The 17,148-nt window shown below is 54.6% G+C and carries 18 protein-coding genes; 11 read left to right on the top strand and 7 right to left on the bottom strand.

Going from position 1 to position 17,148, the window contains the following annotated elements; translation table 11 throughout:
* Position 1: 1 nt before the first annotated feature.
* Together LF95_RS20630 and LF95_RS20625 are read right to left on the bottom strand one after the other, a co-directional pair.
* A complete protein-coding gene (locus LF95_RS20630; protein ID WP_073957076.1) occupies positions 2 to 634 on the bottom strand; it encodes a LysE family translocator in 633 nt (210 codons plus the stop codon).
* Between the two features lie 118 nt (positions 635 to 752).
* A complete protein-coding gene (locus LF95_RS20625) occupies positions 753 to 1,469 on the bottom strand; it encodes a M48 family metallopeptidase (RefSeq protein ID WP_073957075.1) in 717 nt (238 codons plus the stop codon).
* A gap of 228 nt (positions 1,470 to 1,697) precedes the next feature.
* On the opposite strand from LF95_RS20625, the gene LF95_RS20620 reads away from it, so the two are divergent.
* The 5 genes from LF95_RS20620 to LF95_RS20600 all read left to right on the top strand — a co-directional run bounded on the left by LF95_RS20620 (position 1,698) and on the right by LF95_RS20600 (position 7,438).
* Positions 1,698 to 2,918, top strand: a complete 1,221-nt coding sequence (locus tag LF95_RS20620; RefSeq protein WP_073957074.1) for an argininosuccinate synthase — start codon at positions 1,698 to 1,700, stop codon at positions 2,916 to 2,918.
* A gap of 84 nt (positions 2,919 to 3,002) precedes the next feature.
* Positions 3,003 to 3,743, top strand: a complete 741-nt coding sequence (gene truA, locus LF95_RS20615; protein ID WP_073957073.1) for a tRNA pseudouridine(38-40) synthase TruA — start codon at positions 3,003 to 3,005, stop codon at positions 3,741 to 3,743.
* 270 nt (positions 3,744 to 4,013) lie between these two features.
* Positions 4,014 to 5,717, top strand: coding sequence for a methyl-accepting chemotaxis protein (locus LF95_RS20610; protein ID WP_073957139.1), 1,704 nt, complete (start codon positions 4,014 to 4,016; stop codon positions 5,715 to 5,717).
* Between the two features lie 188 nt (positions 5,718 to 5,905).
* Positions 5,906 to 6,874 (top strand): SPFH domain-containing protein, encoded by a 969-nt coding sequence (locus LF95_RS20605; protein WP_073957072.1) that lies wholly within the window; start codon positions 5,906 to 5,908, stop codon positions 6,872 to 6,874.
* 87 nt (positions 6,875 to 6,961) lie between these two features.
* The gene (locus LF95_RS20600) at positions 6,962 to 7,438 is read left to right on the top strand and encodes an NfeD family protein (RefSeq protein ID WP_083607851.1); all 477 of its coding nucleotides are present in this window, start codon (positions 6,962 to 6,964) and stop codon (positions 7,436 to 7,438) included.
* A gap of 37 nt (positions 7,439 to 7,475) precedes the next feature.
* Here the strand turns inward: LF95_RS20600 and LF95_RS20595 are convergent, their stop codons facing one another.
* The 4 genes from LF95_RS20595 to LF95_RS20580 all read right to left on the bottom strand — a co-directional run bounded on the left by LF95_RS20595 (position 7,476) and on the right by LF95_RS20580 (position 9,686).
* Positions 7,476 to 8,201: an LrgB family protein gene (locus LF95_RS20595; protein ID WP_073957071.1), complete on the bottom strand. Its 726-nt coding sequence runs from the start codon at positions 8,199 to 8,201 to the stop codon at positions 7,476 to 7,478.
* The gene (locus tag LF95_RS20590) at positions 8,201 to 8,578 is read right to left on the bottom strand and encodes a CidA/LrgA family protein (protein ID WP_073957070.1); all 378 of its coding nucleotides are present in this window, start codon (positions 8,576 to 8,578) and stop codon (positions 8,201 to 8,203) included. Before LF95_RS20590 ends, LF95_RS20595 begins: the two co-directional genes overlap by 1 nt.
* Positions 8,579 to 8,741: 163 nt before the next feature.
* Positions 8,742 to 9,077 carry an arsenate reductase (glutaredoxin) gene (arsC, locus tag LF95_RS20585; protein ID WP_073957069.1) on the bottom strand — a complete coding sequence of 112 codons (336 nt, stop codon included), beginning with the start codon at positions 9,075 to 9,077 and terminating at the stop codon, positions 8,742 to 8,744.
* Between the two features lie 57 nt (positions 9,078 to 9,134).
* Positions 9,135 to 9,686, bottom strand: a complete 552-nt coding sequence (locus LF95_RS20580) for a regulatory protein RecX (RefSeq protein ID WP_073957137.1) — start codon at positions 9,684 to 9,686, stop codon at positions 9,135 to 9,137.
* A 264-nt stretch (positions 9,687 to 9,950) separates the two neighbouring features.
* On the opposite strand from LF95_RS20580, the gene LF95_RS20575 reads away from it, so the two are divergent.
* The 6 genes from LF95_RS20575 to LF95_RS20550 all read left to right on the top strand — a co-directional run bounded on the left by LF95_RS20575 (position 9,951) and on the right by LF95_RS20550 (position 16,113).
* Positions 9,951 to 10,745 carry an ABC transporter permease gene (locus LF95_RS20575; protein WP_073957068.1) on the top strand — a complete coding sequence of 265 codons (795 nt, stop codon included), beginning with the start codon at positions 9,951 to 9,953 and terminating at the stop codon, positions 10,743 to 10,745.
* Positions 10,746 to 10,963: 218 nt separating this feature from the next.
* Positions 10,964 to 12,136: an aspartate aminotransferase family protein gene (locus LF95_RS20570; protein ID WP_305790988.1), complete on the top strand. Its 1,173-nt coding sequence runs from the start codon at positions 10,964 to 10,966 to the stop codon at positions 12,134 to 12,136.
* A gap of 11 nt (positions 12,137 to 12,147) precedes the next feature.
* Positions 12,148 to 13,065 carry an ornithine carbamoyltransferase gene (argF, locus tag LF95_RS20565; protein ID WP_073957066.1) on the top strand — a complete coding sequence of 306 codons (918 nt, stop codon included), beginning with the start codon at positions 12,148 to 12,150 and terminating at the stop codon, positions 13,063 to 13,065.
* Between the two features lie 94 nt (positions 13,066 to 13,159).
* Positions 13,160 to 14,140, top strand: a complete 981-nt coding sequence (locus LF95_RS20560) for an Hsp33 family molecular chaperone HslO (protein WP_073957065.1) — start codon at positions 13,160 to 13,162, stop codon at positions 14,138 to 14,140.
* Positions 14,141 to 14,277: 137 nt separating this feature from the next.
* Positions 14,278 to 14,874, top strand: a complete 597-nt coding sequence (locus LF95_RS20555) for a hypothetical protein (protein ID WP_073957064.1) — start codon at positions 14,278 to 14,280, stop codon at positions 14,872 to 14,874.
* A 126-nt stretch (positions 14,875 to 15,000) separates the two neighbouring features.
* A complete protein-coding gene (locus tag LF95_RS20550; protein ID WP_168173733.1) occupies positions 15,001 to 16,113 on the top strand; it encodes a helix-turn-helix domain-containing protein in 1,113 nt (370 codons plus the stop codon).
* On the opposite strand, the gene LF95_RS20545 is transcribed toward LF95_RS20550, so the two are convergent.
* On the bottom strand, positions 16,076 to 17,140 hold the full coding sequence (locus LF95_RS20545) for an alpha/beta hydrolase family protein (protein ID WP_073957063.1): 1,065 nt from the start codon (positions 17,138 to 17,140) through the stop codon (positions 16,076 to 16,078). The genes LF95_RS20550 and LF95_RS20545 overlap by 38 nt on opposite strands.
* Between the last annotated feature and the right edge of the window lie 8 nt (positions 17,141 to 17,148).

The raw sequence follows: 17,148 nt of genomic DNA, 5'->3' as shown, positions 1-17,148 counted from the left end.
GCTATGCCTTGCGATCAAAGGCCAGCTTGGCCGCCAGGGTTAAAAACACACAGCCGGTAAAAATCTGAAAGGCCCGGGTAACGCGGGCGGAGCGCGCCAGAAATTGCCCCAATTGCCCGGCAAAGGCCCCGACCAGACAATTGATAATGGTACCGCCGATATTGAGGATCAGCCCCAGGATCAGAAATTGCAACAACACCGACCCGCGCGATGGATCCACAAATTGCGGCAGAAAAGCCAGTACAAAGACAATGATCTTCGGGTTGAGCAGATTAACCATAATGCCTTCTCGCCAGGCCCGGAGTGCTGACCCGCGCTTGGTTTCGGTGGCGGAAAGTGTTTCGGCTTTACTGCGAAAGGCCTGAATTGCCAGCCACACCAGATAGGATATGCCAGCCCAGCGTAAAACCTGAAAGGCAACAGGATGGGCCGCGAGCAGGGCCGCCAACCCAAGACCCGCCAGAAGTGTGTGAATAAGCGACCCTGTTGAAATGCCAAAACTGGCCGCCAACCCCGCCCGTGGCCCGGATTTGATCCCCTGGCCGAGGCAAAACAGCATGTCATTGCCCGGCGTCATATTCAGCGCCAGCGCTGTAGGGATAAAAATCAGCAATGTTTCATAGGGGATGATCATGGGGATGCCTTGGTCCGATGGTTTTGACTTGATGGATGGCGATTATTGCCGTCGTACAATGACGGAAAATTGTTATTTTGCCAATCGTTAGCAGGTCGTTTCCGGTTTGTCGGAAGGATCAGCCATCCGCCCCAAACCGGTGCAGGCCGGACCCGTTGCGTTTCAGCCAGTGTTGCTGGCGCGATGACGGGCCGTACAGGTCTTCAACCACTTTCCAGAAGCGGGCGCTGTGGTTCAGTTCCTGCAAATGTGCCACTTCGTGGGCCACGACATAATCCAGCACATCTTCGGGGGCGAGGATCAGCCGCCAGCTAAAGGACAGATTGCCGCCAGACGAACAACTGCCCCAGCGGGTACGGGTATCCTTGATCGAGATGCGGTTGATTTTCTTGCCAATTTCCTGGGCATAGGCATGGGCGCGCGGGGCGATTTCCAGCTTTGCCTGCTTTTTGAGCCAATCGGCGACTCGCCGGTTGCTGTGTTCGGGCGAACCGGAAACCCAAATCACCCCGGCTTCGGCCCAAACGCCGCGTTTGGCATCGGGCACAGCGCGAATGGCATGTTCCTGGCCCAACAGGGGCACCCAGGCCCCGGGCACAAACAAAACCCGGTCGGGCAGGCGCGATAAATGCGCCTCGATCCAGTCGGTATGCTGGCGCAGCATGGACAAGGCGGCCTTGCGTGATATGCCGTTAGGGATCACGACTTCGACGCCATCAAAGCCCGGATCGATCCGTAATTTCAGCTTTGATGCGCGCGCACTGCTGCGCAAACGCACGGGAACGGGCCCCAGGCGCGGCAGGTCGATTTCGGTTTCTTCGATGTTCTGTGTCATATTGCGGTGAATAATCGCCGAATTTGTTAAAAAAGCAGCAAGAATTTACGCGTTTTTACCGGCAGGTGCATCTTGGCCCTTGCCCGCCTCACGGGTTTTCCTATACTCCGCGCGCAAGGTCCAGGGTCCAGATTGGCGAATGTTTCGTTTTGGCCCCCGTGACGATACGGGATGACGGCGAAACCACGCTGCCCCGGCACAACATCGGAAGAAGAAAGGCGTCACAGCATGAGCGATCCGGTTAAGAAGGTGGTGCTTGCCTATTCGGGCGGGCTGGATACCTCCATTATCCTGAAATGGCTGCGCGAACAATATAACTGCGAAGTCGTTACATTTACCGCCGACCTCGGCCAGGGCGAGGAACTGGAACCCGCCCGCAAAAAAGCCGAAATGTTTGGTGTGAAGGAAATTTTCATCGAGGATCTGCGCGAAGAATTCGTGCGCGATTACGTGTTCCCGATGTTCCGCGCCAATGCCCATTATGAAGGTGTTTACCTGCTGGGTACCTCGATTGCGCGTCCGCTGATTGCCAAACGCCAGATCGAAATTGCCGAAATGGTAGGGGCCGACGCGGTGTCGCACGGCGCAACCGGCAAGGGCAACGACCAGGTGCGTTTCGAGTTGGGCTATTACGCCCTGAAGCCGGACGTAAAGGTGATTGCGCCGTGGCGTGAATGGGACCTCAATTCCCGTACCATGCTGCTGGATTTTGCCAAAAAGCACCAGATTCCGATTTCGGCAGACAAGCTGGGTGGTGATGAACCGCCTTATTCAACCGATGCCAACCTGCTGCACATTTCCTATGAAGGCAAGGCACTGGAAGATCCGTGGGTGAAGCCGGATGAAAAAATGTTCATCCGTACCGTTTCGCCGCAGAATGCCCCGGACGAAATCACCACCATCGAAATTGAATTCGAGCAGGGTGATCCGGTTGCCATCAATGGCGAACGCATGAGCCCGGCAACCCTGTTGACCAAGCTGAATGACGTTGCCGGTAAAAACGGCATTGGCCGCCTTGATCTGGTGGAAAACCGTTATGTCGGCATGAAATCGCGCGGCATTTACGAAACCCCGGGCGGCACCATTTTGGCAACGGCACATCGCGCCATGGAATCGATCACGCTGGACCGTAATGCGGGCCACCTGAAAGACGAGCTGATGCCGCGTTACGCCGAAATGATTTATAACGGTTACTGGTGGTCGCCGGAACGTCAGGCGATTCAGCGTCTGATCGACGAAACCCAGAAAACCGTTAACGGCACCGTTCGCCTTGACCTGTATAAGGGCAATGTCACGGTAACGGGTCGCAAGTCGCCGAATTCGATTTATTCGGAAGCCCATGTGACCTTTGAAGCCGACACTGTTTACAACCAGCGCGATGCCGAAGGCTTCATTAAACTGAACGCCCTGCGCCTGCGCCTTGGTTTTGATCGTAACAGCGTTAAATAAACGCCCGATGCGATAATTGCTTTGTGGACGAGGGGTGTTTTGCACCCCTCGTTCTGTTTTCATTCCCCGGATACAAGACACGCGATGCAAAGATACAAATGCACAGTCGAATATGATGGGCGCCCCTATCACGGTTGGCAGTATCAGGATGAAGTCATTTCGGTTCAGCAGGTGTTTGAAACGGCACTGGAAAAGCTGACGGGGAACTTTGTGCGTGTTTACGTTTCCGGGCGGACCGATGCCGGGGTGCATGCCCTGGGCCAGGTTGTGCATTTTGACCTGGAAAAAAACTATCCTGCCGATGTGGTGATGAATGCGGTCAATCATCATCTCAAACCCGACCCGGTTGCCATTGTTAATGCCGAACTGGTCGATCAGGATTTCCACGCCCGCTTTGCCTCGAAAAAGCGGTATTACATGTATCGCATTATCAACCGCCGTCCGCCGCTGACATTCGAGGCGGGCTTGGCCTGGGGGGTCTATAAACCGCTTGATATTCCGGCCATGAACGAAGCCGCCCAATACTTGCTGGGCACGCACGATTTTACGACTTTTCGCGCCACCGAATGCCAGGCCAAAAGCCCGATCAAAACGCTGGAACGGCTGGAAGTTGTGGCGGCCGAAGGCCAGGAAATACGCATTTATGCCGAAAGCCGGTCCTTCCTGCATCATCAGGTGCGCAACATGGTGGGCACATTGGTGCTGGTGGGCAAAGGCAGCTGGAAACCGATTGACGTGAAGACTGCGCTTGAAGCACGCCAGCGCAGTGCAGGCGGCCCAACGGCACCTGCCGACGGGCTGTATTTTGTCCATGTGGATTATTAAAGAAAAATCGCGTTAAAGCCTGAAATCGCAAACGATGCCGGGTGTTATCCTTTTGTGATTGTGACTTGGTATCTTTCAATTTTAGTTTGGTAATTGATTGAAATCGAGGCGGTACTTTTCCGCGCGTCCAGGTTTTGCCTGTGTAAAGTTTCATTTTCTCCTGTACTATAAATTTCTCACCCGATCCCAATAGGTAATAAATCCGGAAAATTTGCTGCAATGGTATTGCTGGGGGCAATTGGACCGGGGTGCGAATGGGAGACATCCAAAATGAAAAATAGCATTGTTTTTAAAGTTACAACGGCGTCAGTTGTAATTTTAATTGTGGGTATCCTGATTCTGGGTGGCGTTATTATGCAGCGTGTTGAACAACAGGTGCATGATACCAGCCTTCAATCCCAGAAGCTGAATTTGCGTGTAGCGTCTATTATCTTTCAAAACGCTTATCCTGATTTGAAAGTCACCATTGATAAATCCGGGGAAACCACCAAGCTGGTTATTCCCGCCATTCCTGATCTGTCGTCCCATCAAATGATTGATAAGATCGGCCTGGCAACGGGTGAAACCGCAACCGTGTTTCAGTGGGTGCCAGAGAAAAAGGATTTTATCCGCGTTTCGACCAATATCATCAAGGGGGATGGCAAGCGTGCCGTGGGCACTTTCCTGGGGAATGGCAGTGCGGCTTACGGGCCGGTTACATCGGGTAAAACCTTTCGCGGTGAAGCGGTTATTCTGGGCAAGGAATATGTAACGCAATATACGCCGATTTTTGATCCTGTGGGTAATGTGCAGGGCATTTTGTATGTCGGGATTGAAAAGGCCAAAGTTGCCGCTGTTTCCGGTGCCATTGAAATGCGTATCGCTATTGCCGGGCTGATTGTGGCGGTGCTGGCCGCCATTTTGCTGGCCGTGTTTTTACGCCGTCAGCTTGGTCCGTTCCATGATTTGGGCGATACGATTGAACAGTTTGTCGATCGCGATTTTTCTGGCGAAGTCCCGCATAGCAGCCGTCACGACGAGGTGGGCATTATTGCCAAGGGGCTGATGCGCTGGCGTGAAACCGCACAGCAGATTAATGCGGCCGAAGAAGCCAAATTGCAGGCCGAACGCCAGGCCACAAAAGCCCGTCAGGATCAGCGTGAAGCCCTGGCATCCGAGCTGGATGCGTCGGTTGGTGAAATTATTGCATCGGTTCGCAAGGCAACGCAGGGCATGGTAAAATCGGCCCGGCAAATGAGCGAGTCGGCCAATCATTCTATTACCCAGAGCCGCAATGTCAGCAATGCGGCCAATAGTGCCGCCGAGAATGTTCAGACTGTGGCCTCCGCGACCGAGGAGCTTTCGGCATCCATTAACAATATTGGCGGGCAGGTTGACGAATCGACCTCCATTACCACGAACGCCGTTGAGGAGGCCTCGCGGGCCAATGAAATGGTCAGTGGCCTAGCCGTTGCGGCCGAACGCATTGGCGAAGTGGTAAACCTGATTAACGAGATTGCCGCCCAAACCAATCTTTTGGCCCTGAACGCCACCATCGAGGCCGCCCGCGCTGGCGAGGCGGGCAAAGGCTTTGCCGTTGTGGCCCAGGAAGTAAAAAACCTGGCCAACCAAACCGCCAAGGCCACCGACGAAATTGCCCAGCAGATCGGTTCGATCCAGAACGAAACACATCTGACGGTCGAGGCCATTGAAAAGGTGACGCGCACCATCTCCTCGATCAGCGGCATTACCGATGGTATTGCCTCGGCGGTTGCCGAACAAAATGCCGCCGTGAATGAAATTGCCTCAAGTGCGCAAAATGCTTCAAGCGGATCAACCGAAGTTGTGAATACGATTGATGATGTGCTGCATGCCGTGAGCGATGGTGGCACGGCAGCGGGCGAACTGGAACATTCGATGACGGAGCTTTCAGGGCGTATTGAAACCTTACAAAGCAAGATTTCGGCCTTTCTGGTGCGTTTACGCAAGGAATAGGGCAGGGAATTTTACCGTTTTTTATCTGGGGCCGGCAGCGTTTTGCTGTCGGCCTTTTTTTGGGTGTCTTGTCGTTGTGTGAAAAGTGATTTCAACGAGGCAGAACGGTAAATAACAGTTGTGGAAGGTGAAACACGGTTCTATTGCTGTTTGGGGAATGGACATAACCATTGCAGGGACATATCCACATGTCGTTTGGGTTTCCGATTTTTGCTTTTGTCGTGGTGATATTGGCGGTTTTCGTTGTCTTGCAGGCAGTGAAAATCGTGCCACAGGGTTATCAATATACGCTGGAACGGTTTGGTCGCTATACCCGCAGCCTGAAACCGGGTTTGAACATCATCGTGCCATTAATTGACCGTGTCGGACGTAAAATGAACATGATGGAAAGTGTTCTGGATGTGCCTTCGCAGGAAGTGATCACGTCGGACAATGCGATGGTGACGGTGGATGGCGTGGTGTTTTATCAGGTCATTGATGCCGCCCGTGCCGCCTATGAGGTGAACCGCCTTGAAGTGGCGATCCTGAACCTGTCGATGACCAATGTGCGTACTGTGGTCGGGTCGATGGATCTGGACCAGTTACTGTCGCAGCGTGACCAGATCAACGAACGGCTGTTATCGGTGGTCGATAGCGCAACCGATCCCTGGGGCCTTAAAATTACCCGTGTCGAGATCAAGGATATTTCCCCGCCCACAGACCTTGTGGATTCGATGGGCCGTCAGATGAAGGCGGAACGTGAAAAACGGGCACAAATCCTTGAGGCTCAGGGGGCACGCGAAGCCGCCATTTTGCGGGCCGAAGGTGAAAAACAGTCCAAAATCCTTGAGGCCGAAGGCCGCCGCGAAGCCGCCTTTCGCGATGCCGAAGCCCGTGAACGTGCAGCGCAAGCCGAAGCCGAGGCCACAATGGTGGTGTCCAAGGCCATTGCCGAAGGCGACATTAACGCGATCAACTATTTCGTTGCGCAAAAATATGTCGAATCCCTTGGTAATATCGCCAGCAGTTCCAACAGCAAACTTGTTTTCATGCCGCTTGATGCGTCGGGGGTTGTTGGTTCCATTGGCGGTGTTGCTGAACTGATCCGTAATCTTGGTGGGGATGGCAAGGATGGTGGTGGCGCAGCAGCCGGTCGGAAAGGACCGTGGGGGAATTGATCACTTTTTGGGATTAGAGCTCGCCGGGGTGTGTCAGGCGGCAATGCCGTTTGATGCAATATTGTGACATGTGAAAGGCCGGATGACGTGGATTTTCTGTTCTCAACAGGCATGACCTATTGGCACTGGTGGAGCCTGGCGGCGGTGTTGCTGGTGCTGGAAATGACGGCACCGGGAGTGTTCTTTTTGTGGCTGGCTTTTGCAGCGGCCATTACCGGCTTTGCCAAATTGTTTTTGGCCGGTTTGGGCATTGAAATCCAGTTGCTGGTATTTGCCCTGTGTGGCGTGGTGGCAACCTTTGCCGGGCGGCGCTGGCTGGTGCACAGGACCGGCCAGGAACCCGATGACGAAAACAGTGAAGACTTGGCCTTAAACCAGCGCGAAGCCCAATTGCGCGGCCGCATTATTACCCTGCCCCAGGATGTGTCAGGTGGGGAAACCCGGGTGACGCTGGATGGTACAACCTGGCGGCTTTATGTTGATCAGCCGCTTTTGGCCGGGCAACAGGTGCGTATCACGGCAATCAAGGGAACCGTGTTGCAGGGCGAAGCATTGGCGGATTAACCGCCTGACAACACCCTGCCCGTTTTCCCGTGCGTTCTTAGCCAAACAGCCAGTGCCACAAAAACGGGACGGTCAAGGCGGTGGCAATGGTGTTTAACCCCATCGACAGGCCGGAAAAGGCCCCGGCAGTATGGTTCACCTGAAAGGCGCGTGCGGTGCCAATGCCATGCGCGCCAACGCCCATAGCAAAGCCGCGCGCACGCCAGTCGGTCAGGCCGACAATATTCATGACAGCCGGGCCAAGGGTGGCCCCGACAATGCCGGTGACAATCACACAAACAGCGGTTAGGGCCGGAACACCGCCAATTTCCTTGGCAATGCCCATCGCCACCGGTGTTGTCACCGATTTGGGTGCTAACGAGGCCAGGGTTTCGGTGCTGGCACCCAGGAAATGGGCAATGGCAACGGTGCTGACGGTTGCCATCAGCGACCCAAATAACACCCCGAAAATGATGACCGGCAAGGCACGTTTCAGGGTTTCCATTTGCCGGAATAACGGAACGGCAAGGGCGACGGTGGCAGGTCCCAACAGGAAGTGGACAAATTGTGCCCCGTCAAAATAAACCGAATAGGGCGTGTTGGTGACATGCAGAATGGCGGCGATGATGGCAATGGCAATCACCACCGGGTTGCAAACCGGGTTCCGGTTGCTTTTTTGATAGAGCCAAAAGCCAATGCTATAGGCCACCAGCGTGATGGTCAGCCCGGTGAGCGGTTTGGTGGAAAGATAGACCCATAATTGTGTCAGATCCGCCGGTTCCATTATTTCGCCCCTTCATTGCTGGTGGTGGTTGCGTCGGCGGGTGCCTTGGGCAGCAGTTTGGACATTAAAAACGCGGTTGCGGCGATGGTCAGCAGGGTTGAAATCACCAGCGATGCCACAATCGGCAGCCAGTCGCTTTTGACCCGGTCAATTTGTGTAATCACACCAACGCCGGCGGGCACGAATAACAGCGAAAAATGGATCAGCAGGTTGTCGGCGGCGTTGGTCAGTTCCTTGGGCGGCTTGCGCTTGACCAGCAGGCCGATAAACAGCAACCCCAGGCCGATCACCGGGCCAGGCACGGGCAGGCTGAACAGTTCGGACAAAACTTCGCCAAAAAGCTGGCAGACAAGGATCAGGGCGAATGCGGCAATCATATTGGCCTCCCGAAAGGTCGTTTTTTGTGATCGCGGTCACGTTTGGTGATCTCTTACTGTGACATACCCTGCTTTGCCGCCGATAACTTTTATTAATTATGAAAAACGCCCGTGCATGTTTGGCACAGGCGTTATTTTGCGCAGTCAGCCAATGTAAACCGGCTTATAAAATTGCCAGAACATCCTCGAGCGGGCGGCCAAGGGCGGCCTTGTTGCCATTCACGACGATGGGCCGTTCAATGGCGCGGGGATGGGCACATAGTGCGCTTATCAGGTCATCCCCGGTTAAATCGGCAATGCCTTCCTCGCGGGCTTCCTTTTTGCGCACAATCTGTTCCGGGCTTTTGCCCAGCTTTGCCAGAATGTCAGTTAGTTCCGCGATACTTGGCGGCGTGTTCAGATACTCAACGATTGTTGGCGAAATGCCCTTTTCCTCGATCAGGGCCAGGGTCTGGCGTGATTTGGAACAGCGCGGGTTGTGGTAAATGGTGACGCTCATGGAAAGGTCCTTGTTTGGGGCGGTTGGGCAAACCATTATGCGGATGAAGATGGCAGGTTACAGGCCATCGATGATTTGCAAAAGGTCTTCAAGCTCATCGGCATCGGCATCGATAATGCGCAGCGCAATATCATAGGAAAAACCCTGCCGGGCGAGGGCGGCCAGGTCCTTGTCGCGTTTTTCATCGCGCTGCTCGGGGCGGCGAAACGGGCCAAGGCGACGGCGCCGGGCATAGGCGGCGGCAGCGGCGCGGTTGGGGTCGGTGCCTTGCATATTATTGTGGGCCGCGTCATCGGCCTCGCTGCGCAAGGTGACGATGGTATCATCCACCAATTGCGATGAAATGCCCCGTGCATTCAGATCCGCCCCGATCACCCGCAGGGCCTTGCCCTTGCGCATCATGGACCGTGCCCGGCCCAGGGCATAGGCCTCGTCATTGATGAAGCCCGCCTTTTCACAGGCATTTAAAACGCTTTTCATCCAGTCTTCGGCTTCTTGCGGGTCGGTGCCATATTCGGCAATCGACAGACGGATTTTGCCGCGCATCAGTTTTTCCAGCCGGGCGCGTGACGCGGTAAAGCGTTCCAGATACCAGGTGGCATAATTCATCAAATAGTCCCGCGTGACCCGGCGCGGTTTTTTCGGCCCCTGCTGGGCCGCTTCTTTTTTGTCACGGCCTTTTGTCCTGCGTTGTTTTGCAGGGGAATCGGCAAAATTCCGGGCCGCGTCTTTTGCGTCCTGGTCCTGTGTCTGAGGTGAGTGTTGAGAGGAAAGTTTGACGTCTGACATAATCTCTTTGCCGGCCGGGCTTGCGTTTAAGGGGTAACTGTCCCTATTTTACCGGCAATTGTCTGTAAATTTCGAGGAAAACCAATGCAAGAGCTTGCTCCGCGTCCGATGGGCGCGATCAACTGGCTCGGCCTGTGGACGCTTTATGCCAAGGAAGTGCGGCGTTTTTTAAACGTGCATCTTCAAACTGTTGGCGCGCCGGTCGTGACCAGTCTTCTGTTTCTGGCGGTGTTCCTGCTGGCCCTGGGACGGGCTGTTGAAACCGTGAATGGTGTCTCTTTTGCCACGTTTCTGGCGCCGGGTCTGGTCATGATGACGATGGCGCAGAACTCCTTTGCCAATACCTCCAGCTCGATTCTGATTTCCAAGGTACAGGGGAATATTGTCGATGTTTTGATGCCGCCGCTATCTGCCCTTGAACTGGTGGCCGGTTTTGCCCTGGGGGCGGTGACGCGCGGCATTATGGTGGGCGTTGCCACCATCATTGCAATGGCCTTTTTTGTTGATGTGCAAATCCACAATATCTGGGCCATTCTTTATTTTGGCATTTCCGCCTCGCTGATGCTTTCGCTGCTGGGCATTGCCGGGGGTGTGTGGTCCGAAAAGTTTGATCACATCGCCGTTGTGACCAACTTTGTCATTACGCCGTTATCGTTTTTGTCGGGCACCTTTTACAGTGCCGAACATCTGCCCGAAGCTGGCCGTGTATTGGCCCATTTCAACCCGTTTTTTTATATGATCGACGGGTTTCGCTATGGCTTTATCGGTATTTCCGACGGATCGGTGATGACCGGCGTGTTTGTGCTGTTAGGCGTGAATATCTTTTTATCGATCCTGTGTTATCGCATGATCAAAACCGGCTACAAACTGAAAGCCTGACCGGGGCGTAAAGCGCCAATTTCAGCATTAAATTCGGTTTTCGGGCAGTATTCCATATTGGATACTGCCCGAATTATTTGTGCGCTGCACTGAAAACCGTATTTTGCCGCATTGACAGAGGGCGGGAATCTCTTGATACTCCGCAGCTTTCCGGTATTCTGCCGGTGCTGACCATGTGGTCAGAAATGGAATTTTACCCTTAATCGAGGAATTGAACTGTGATTACACCCGTCATGCCGACCTATGCGCGGGCCGATTTGGCCTTTGAGAAAGGTGAAGGACCTTATCTCTATGCGCAGGATGGCCGACGATTCCTCGATTTCGGGTCCGGTGTTGCCGTGAACTGCCTGGGCCATTCCCATCCGCATTTGATCGCGGCTTTGACCGAACAGGTGGGCAAGGTTTGGCATACCTCGAACCTGTTTCGGGTTCCGGGCCAGGAAAAGCTGGCAAAGCGGCTGGTTGAACATACCTTTGCCGATACCGTGTTTTTCTGCAATTCCGGTGCGGAAGCCAATGAAGCGGGCCTGAAAATACTGCGCCGCTATCAGTATGTCAGTGGCCATGCCGAAAAGAACCGCATTCTGGTTGCCAGCAATGCCTTTCATGGCAGAACCATTGGAACGCTGACCGCCGGGGCAAGCGATAAATACCGCGAAGGTTTTGGCCCGATGCCCGAGGGATTTGACCGGGTGGCGTTTGGCAATTTGAACGAATTGCGCAATGCCATTACCGAAAAAACCGCCGGTATCCTGGTGGAGCCGGTTCAGGGCGAAGGCGGTATCATGCCCGCCCCTGAAGGCTATCTTGAAGGTTTGCGCAAGGCGGCTGATGAATATGGCCTGCTGGTGATGTTTGACGAAATCCAGACCGGTATTGGCCGGACCGGCAAGCTGTTTGCCTATGAATGGACCGATATGGTGCCGGACATTATTTCATCGGCCAAGGGGCTTGGCGGGGGATTCCCTGTTGGCGCACTTTTGGCCAATGAAAAGGCGGCAGCGGCCTTAACGCCGGGTATGCACGGGTCCACCTTTGGGGGCAACCCGCTGGCAATGGCGGCGGCCAATGCGGTGCTGGACGAAGTTTTAAAGCCGGGCTTCTTTGATAACGTTCTGGCCATGAGCAAATTGATGCGTGATGGATTGGCCGCAATTGCAGCCAAACATCCGGGCTTCATTGAGGAAGTGCGTGGCAAAGGCCTGCTTTTGGGCATGAAGATGGTCCCGAACAATGGTGATGTGGTGGCGAAACTGCGCGAACAGAACCTGCTGACCGTTCCGGCAGGCGACAATGTCGTGCGACTGTTGCCGCCGCTTAACATCACAAAAACCCAGGTAGACGAGGCGCTGGCGGCAATTGATGCCGTTGCGGCTGCCTTTACCTCGTAAGGAACAGATTAATGACGGATATCAGACATTTTCTGGATATCGAGGGCATGTCCACCGAGGCATTGCACGATATCCTTTCATTGGGAGACAATGAAAAGGCGGGCAAAGCCCCCTTTGGTGCCAAGCCGCTGGCTGGTAAAACCCTGGCGCTTATTTTTGAAAAACCCTCAACCCGAACCCGTGTGTCGTTTGAAGTGGGCATGCGCCAGTTGGGCGGTGATGTAGTGGTGCTGGATGCTGCCAGCAGCCAGCTTGGCCGGGGCGAAACCATTGCCGATACAGCGCGTGTTCTGTCGCGCTATGTTGATGCCATCATGATCCGCACGACCGATGAATCCAAATTGCTGGAACTGGCGGAATATGCCACCGTTCCCGTGATCAATGGTTTGACGGATCAAAGCCACCCCTGCCAGATCATGGCGGACCTGATGACGGTGCGCGAACATAAAGGCAGGCTTGAAGGGCTTAAATTTGCCTGGGTCGGCGATGGTAACAATGTGTCGACATCGATGATCCATGCGACGTCGAAATTTGGCTTCTCGCTTGATATGGCCTGCCCGGTGGGGTTCCGCCCGCAGCAGGGCCTGATCGAGGCCGCCAATGCCGCCGGTGGCAAAGTACGCCTGGCTGAATTTGACGATGCCCTTGCCGGGGCTGATGTGGTTGTGACCGATTGCTGGGTGTCGATGGGCGATAAGGATGCCGATGCCCGCATGAAGGCCCTGGCACCGTATCAGGTTAATGCCACGGCAATGGCAAAGGCCAACAAGGATGCGCTGTTCATGCACTGCCTGCCGGCCCACCGGAACGAAGAAGTCACCGACGAGGTGATTGACGGGCCGCAGTCGGTGGTTTTTGATGAAGCCGAAAATCGCCTGCATGCGCAGAAAGGCATTCTGCTATACTGTTTTAATGGCTTGCCTGCATAAAAATTCTGCCTAGATTAGGGTCAGATTTTGGGGCGAACAGCAATGTTCGCCCCTTTGGCATTTGAAATGAACTTTCAACCATCGGAAGCTGATCATGCAAGTTGCTGTCGATTTTTGTCAGCCCTTTACGCTGGAACATTCCAATATCCGTGGCCGCTTTACGCGCCTTGGGCCGACAGTGCAAACCATTGTCGGGCAACATAATTATCCGCCATTGGCAAATGACCTGCTGGCCGAAATTATCGCGCTGGCGGTTTTGCTGTCGTCGGCCCTGAAATATGAAGGTCTTTTCACCCTGCAGACATCGTCTGACGGGCCGATCAGCATGTTGGTGGTCGATGTGGATAGTGATGGCAATATCCGTGCCTGCCTGCGTGTGGATGAAGACCGCCTCAATGCCATGATCGCGGCTGAAGAAGGTGGTGAAGATGCCCTGCGCGGCAAGGTGCACAAGCTGATGGGATATGGTCATATCGCCTTTACTGTGGATCAGGGTGATGACCATGAACGCTATCAGGGCATTGTCTCGCTGGAAGGTGACACCCTTTCGGAATGTGCCGAGGCCTATTTCCGCCAGTCCGAACAGCTTGAAACAGCCTTCAAGATTGATGTGCATCGTGGTGAAAGCGAACGGGACTGGTGGGTTGGGGGCATGTTTGTCCAGCGCCTGCCCGGCAGTGCATCGGGCGATGCCCTTACACCGGAACAGGATGCCGAGTGGCAGGATAACTGGCGGCGTGCCAAAATCCTGATGGGCAGCGCCACCGAAAATGAACTGGTGGATATTTCGCTTGGGGCGCATGACCTGATCTGGCGGTTGTTCCATGACGAAGAACCGCGTGTGTTCGAGCAAAATCAGTTGCAGTTCAAATGCCGCTGTTCGCGCCAGAAAATCGAAGGGGCGCTGGCGGCCTATCCGCTCGATGAATTGCTGGCCATGCGCGAGGCGCACACGGGTGAGGTTGGCGTAACCTGCCAGTTCTGCAATACGCATTACGGTTTTAACGAGGCCGATTTGCGTATTCTGAAGGCGGGTGAGGCCACGGCGGATGATGCGGCAACGGGCGAGGCCTGAAAGCCGATAAGTCATTGATGTGGTTAAGCGCGTCACAGGCTTGCCTTAATCCTTGTGCATCGTCACGATGACAGTTGGTAGAACCGGGGGCTTTCCCCGGTTCCTTTCGTGATGAAAATGTGCAGGAGAACGGGGTAATGATGGGGTTGTCTTTGCGTGGCATTAGCCTGGCAGTGGCAGGGGGCATGGCAATGTTGGTGGCGGCCTGTACAACGGCACCGGTGCAAACATTCCCGGATGTAACATGGCGTCATCTTTCCCCGATTGAATTTTCTGCCGGTCCGATTGAAAAGGTCGCGGCCTATGGTGTGCCTGCGGCCAATGATTTGCAGCCTGATTTGCCCTTTAATCTGGGCCGCATGGCAATGAACTGGCCTGATGACCGCCTTGAAACGGCAGGGACGAGCGATATTTTGCGCTATAGCGTCACCGATGCCTCGATTACCACCGAGGATTTGCAAACGAAGGGCGGTATTTCGGGCATGTTCACCGATGATCAGTCCCAGAAGGTGAATTTGAAGGTTGGGGCGAAGCTGGAACTTCTCACCCAGGACGGCACCCAAAAAGCCGAGATATCTGCTGTGGTTGAACGCAGCCGAACCCTTTCGGAATCGATGTCGGTTGCGGAACGTGAAAAAGCGATTTATGACGAAACCGCAGCCCTGTTGATGGATCTGGACCGCGAACTGGGTAAGCAGATTCATAAAAATATGGGGCGTTATATTTTGAATTAATCCATCACAGGCACATTGCCCGTGATGTGCTTTCGTGTTGTGGATAATGCCCTTTGATGCAGGGATAAGATCGTTGCCTTTAGTGGGTCAATGTCGGCACAACGCTGGCCGAATGGGAATCGGTTGATGATTGCCCTTCCCCTGCCATTCGTTGTTGCCCTGGTATTGGGTATTTATGCCGGGCGGCTTTGCGCACGCTGGGATGTGTCGCCAGGCGTGCGTCGCCCGGCAATATTTGCATTTTCCTGTGCGGTCTTGCTGGTTTCGGTGGGGCTGCGCTGGCAGGTTGATGGTGCGTTTTTTCGCTTTTTGCAGCCTGTTTTGGCTTCCATGCTGCCGGTCATTGCCTGGCTGTGTTTTGCCAGCTTTGACGGTCCGGTTATCACGCTGCGGCGCTTGATGCTGCATGGTCCCTTTGTCGGACTGGTTTTTCTGTGCTCGTTAACCTGGCCCTATTGGTATCCGCCGATTGATTTTTTGCTGTGTGGGCAGTTTCTGGTTTATGGCGGGCTTTTGATGCGCCGGGCCGGTGCAGGGGAATCGTCTTATGGCGATGTTTGCATTGGCGATATTGGCGCGGCCCGGCGTATTGTTGCGGTGGTGGGCGGGGTGCTTATGCTCTCAGCCGTTATTGATGGCGCCATCGCCCTTGATTTTGCCTGGCAGCGGGGCCTGCATGCCCGCGAAATTGTCGCCAGTGGCAATGCGGTAATCCTGGCGTTTTGTGTTTTCTTGCTGGTCCGCCTTGGCAGCTACATCGCTCCACCAGAGCAAACCGGTGCCGTGGCTAAGGGCGATGCGCCTGCCCCGATCACGACAGCGCAGGCCCGGGCAGACTTGGCATCGGACCGTGATATTGCCGCTGAAATTGATCAATTGATGCAAACCCGCAAGCTATATCACGATCCTGATTTAACGCTGGATCGGCTGGCGCGCCGGGCGGTGATACCGGCGCGCGCAATTTCACTGGCGATCAATCGTTATTATGGTCGTAATATTTCCTGCATCATCAATGAATATCGCATTGCCGAGGCGATGCACCTATTAAGCAATACGGCCAAAACCATCACCGAAATCCAGTTTGATTGTGGTTTTCAAAGCAAATCAAACTTTAACCGCGAATTTCGCCGGGTGGCGGGCATGAACCCGCGTGATTACCGCAGCCAAAATGCCGATACGCCTGCCAAGTTGGCGACACCGTTTAATGCCGGGCCAAAAACGCCAGAACCTGTTGCGTGACTTCCTGATGAATTTGCGGGCGGTCGCTCTTGACGCCGTCTTTGCAAATGATTCCATCGCCGGGTTTTTCGGCTTCAAGCAGGTTAATGGCATTGGGCTTGCAGCTTTGCAGGAAGCTGAAATGGGCGGCGTTTTCCAGTACGATTAATGTACGGTATTTGGCTGGCAAATGATCAAACAGATAACGCGATTCAAGTTTTGCCGGGAGTTTGGGGTTGGGGCTGCCTGCTGCGATGACCAGGGTTGGAATGGTGATGTGGCCGAGGCTATCCTCGCTAAAGCCGCGCGCCAGGCCAAGATCAAGCGAGATCACCCGTTTGATGCGCGGGTCGCGTAAATTCTGTTCCAGGTTTGTGCGATCCGTTGCCGTTTTGCCAATGGCAAAGTCGCGGACAACGTCGCAAGCGGCCAATTCGGGGTGACGCTGGCAATCTTGCGCCATTTTGTCGGCATCCATGCGCGCACCCGCCAGTTCCAGAACGGTCCAGCCGCCCAGTGAATGTCCGATGGCTGAAATGTCAGACGTATCGATATGCGGCGCCCATCGGGCATCCTGCTCCAGTGCGGTAACGAGATGCGAAATATCAGCTGGGCGCTGCCACAGGCGGGCCCCTTTAAGCGGTTCAAGGTCACGGCTGGTGGTGCCGGGATGGTTGATAGCGGCGACAATATATCCGGCCTGAGCCAGCGATGTTGCCAGCCAGGCCTGATTGCGCCAGTTGCCGCCAAAACCGTGCGACAGCACAATAAGGGGATGCGGTTGCGCATCGGGGGCGGCATCGATAATGGCTTTCTCGCCGACAAAGGCGGCATTATCCGCGATCAGGGTCGCTGTTGTGTGGGTTACATTTTCGGTTGGATACCAGATTGCCCCGGAAAGTGCCCGGCCCTGGTCGCTGGCCGGAATTTCCAGTTTTTGAAACCCGGTTTCATGGCGGGGCTGGTCTGCGTGCGCATTGCTGCAAAACAGGGACGATGCGCCCAGGATCATGAGGGTGAAAAAAGCGATTTGGCGACGGCGTAACATGAAAGGAC

Source organism: Thalassospira sp. TSL5-1 (genome assembly GCF_001907695.1).
In the GTDB taxonomy this organism is placed as follows: Bacteria; Pseudomonadota; Alphaproteobacteria; order Rhodospirillales; family Thalassospiraceae; genus Thalassospira.
The sequence above is the reverse complement of the archived record's forward strand: the minus strand, read 5'-3'. Positions and strand labels throughout refer to the sequence as shown.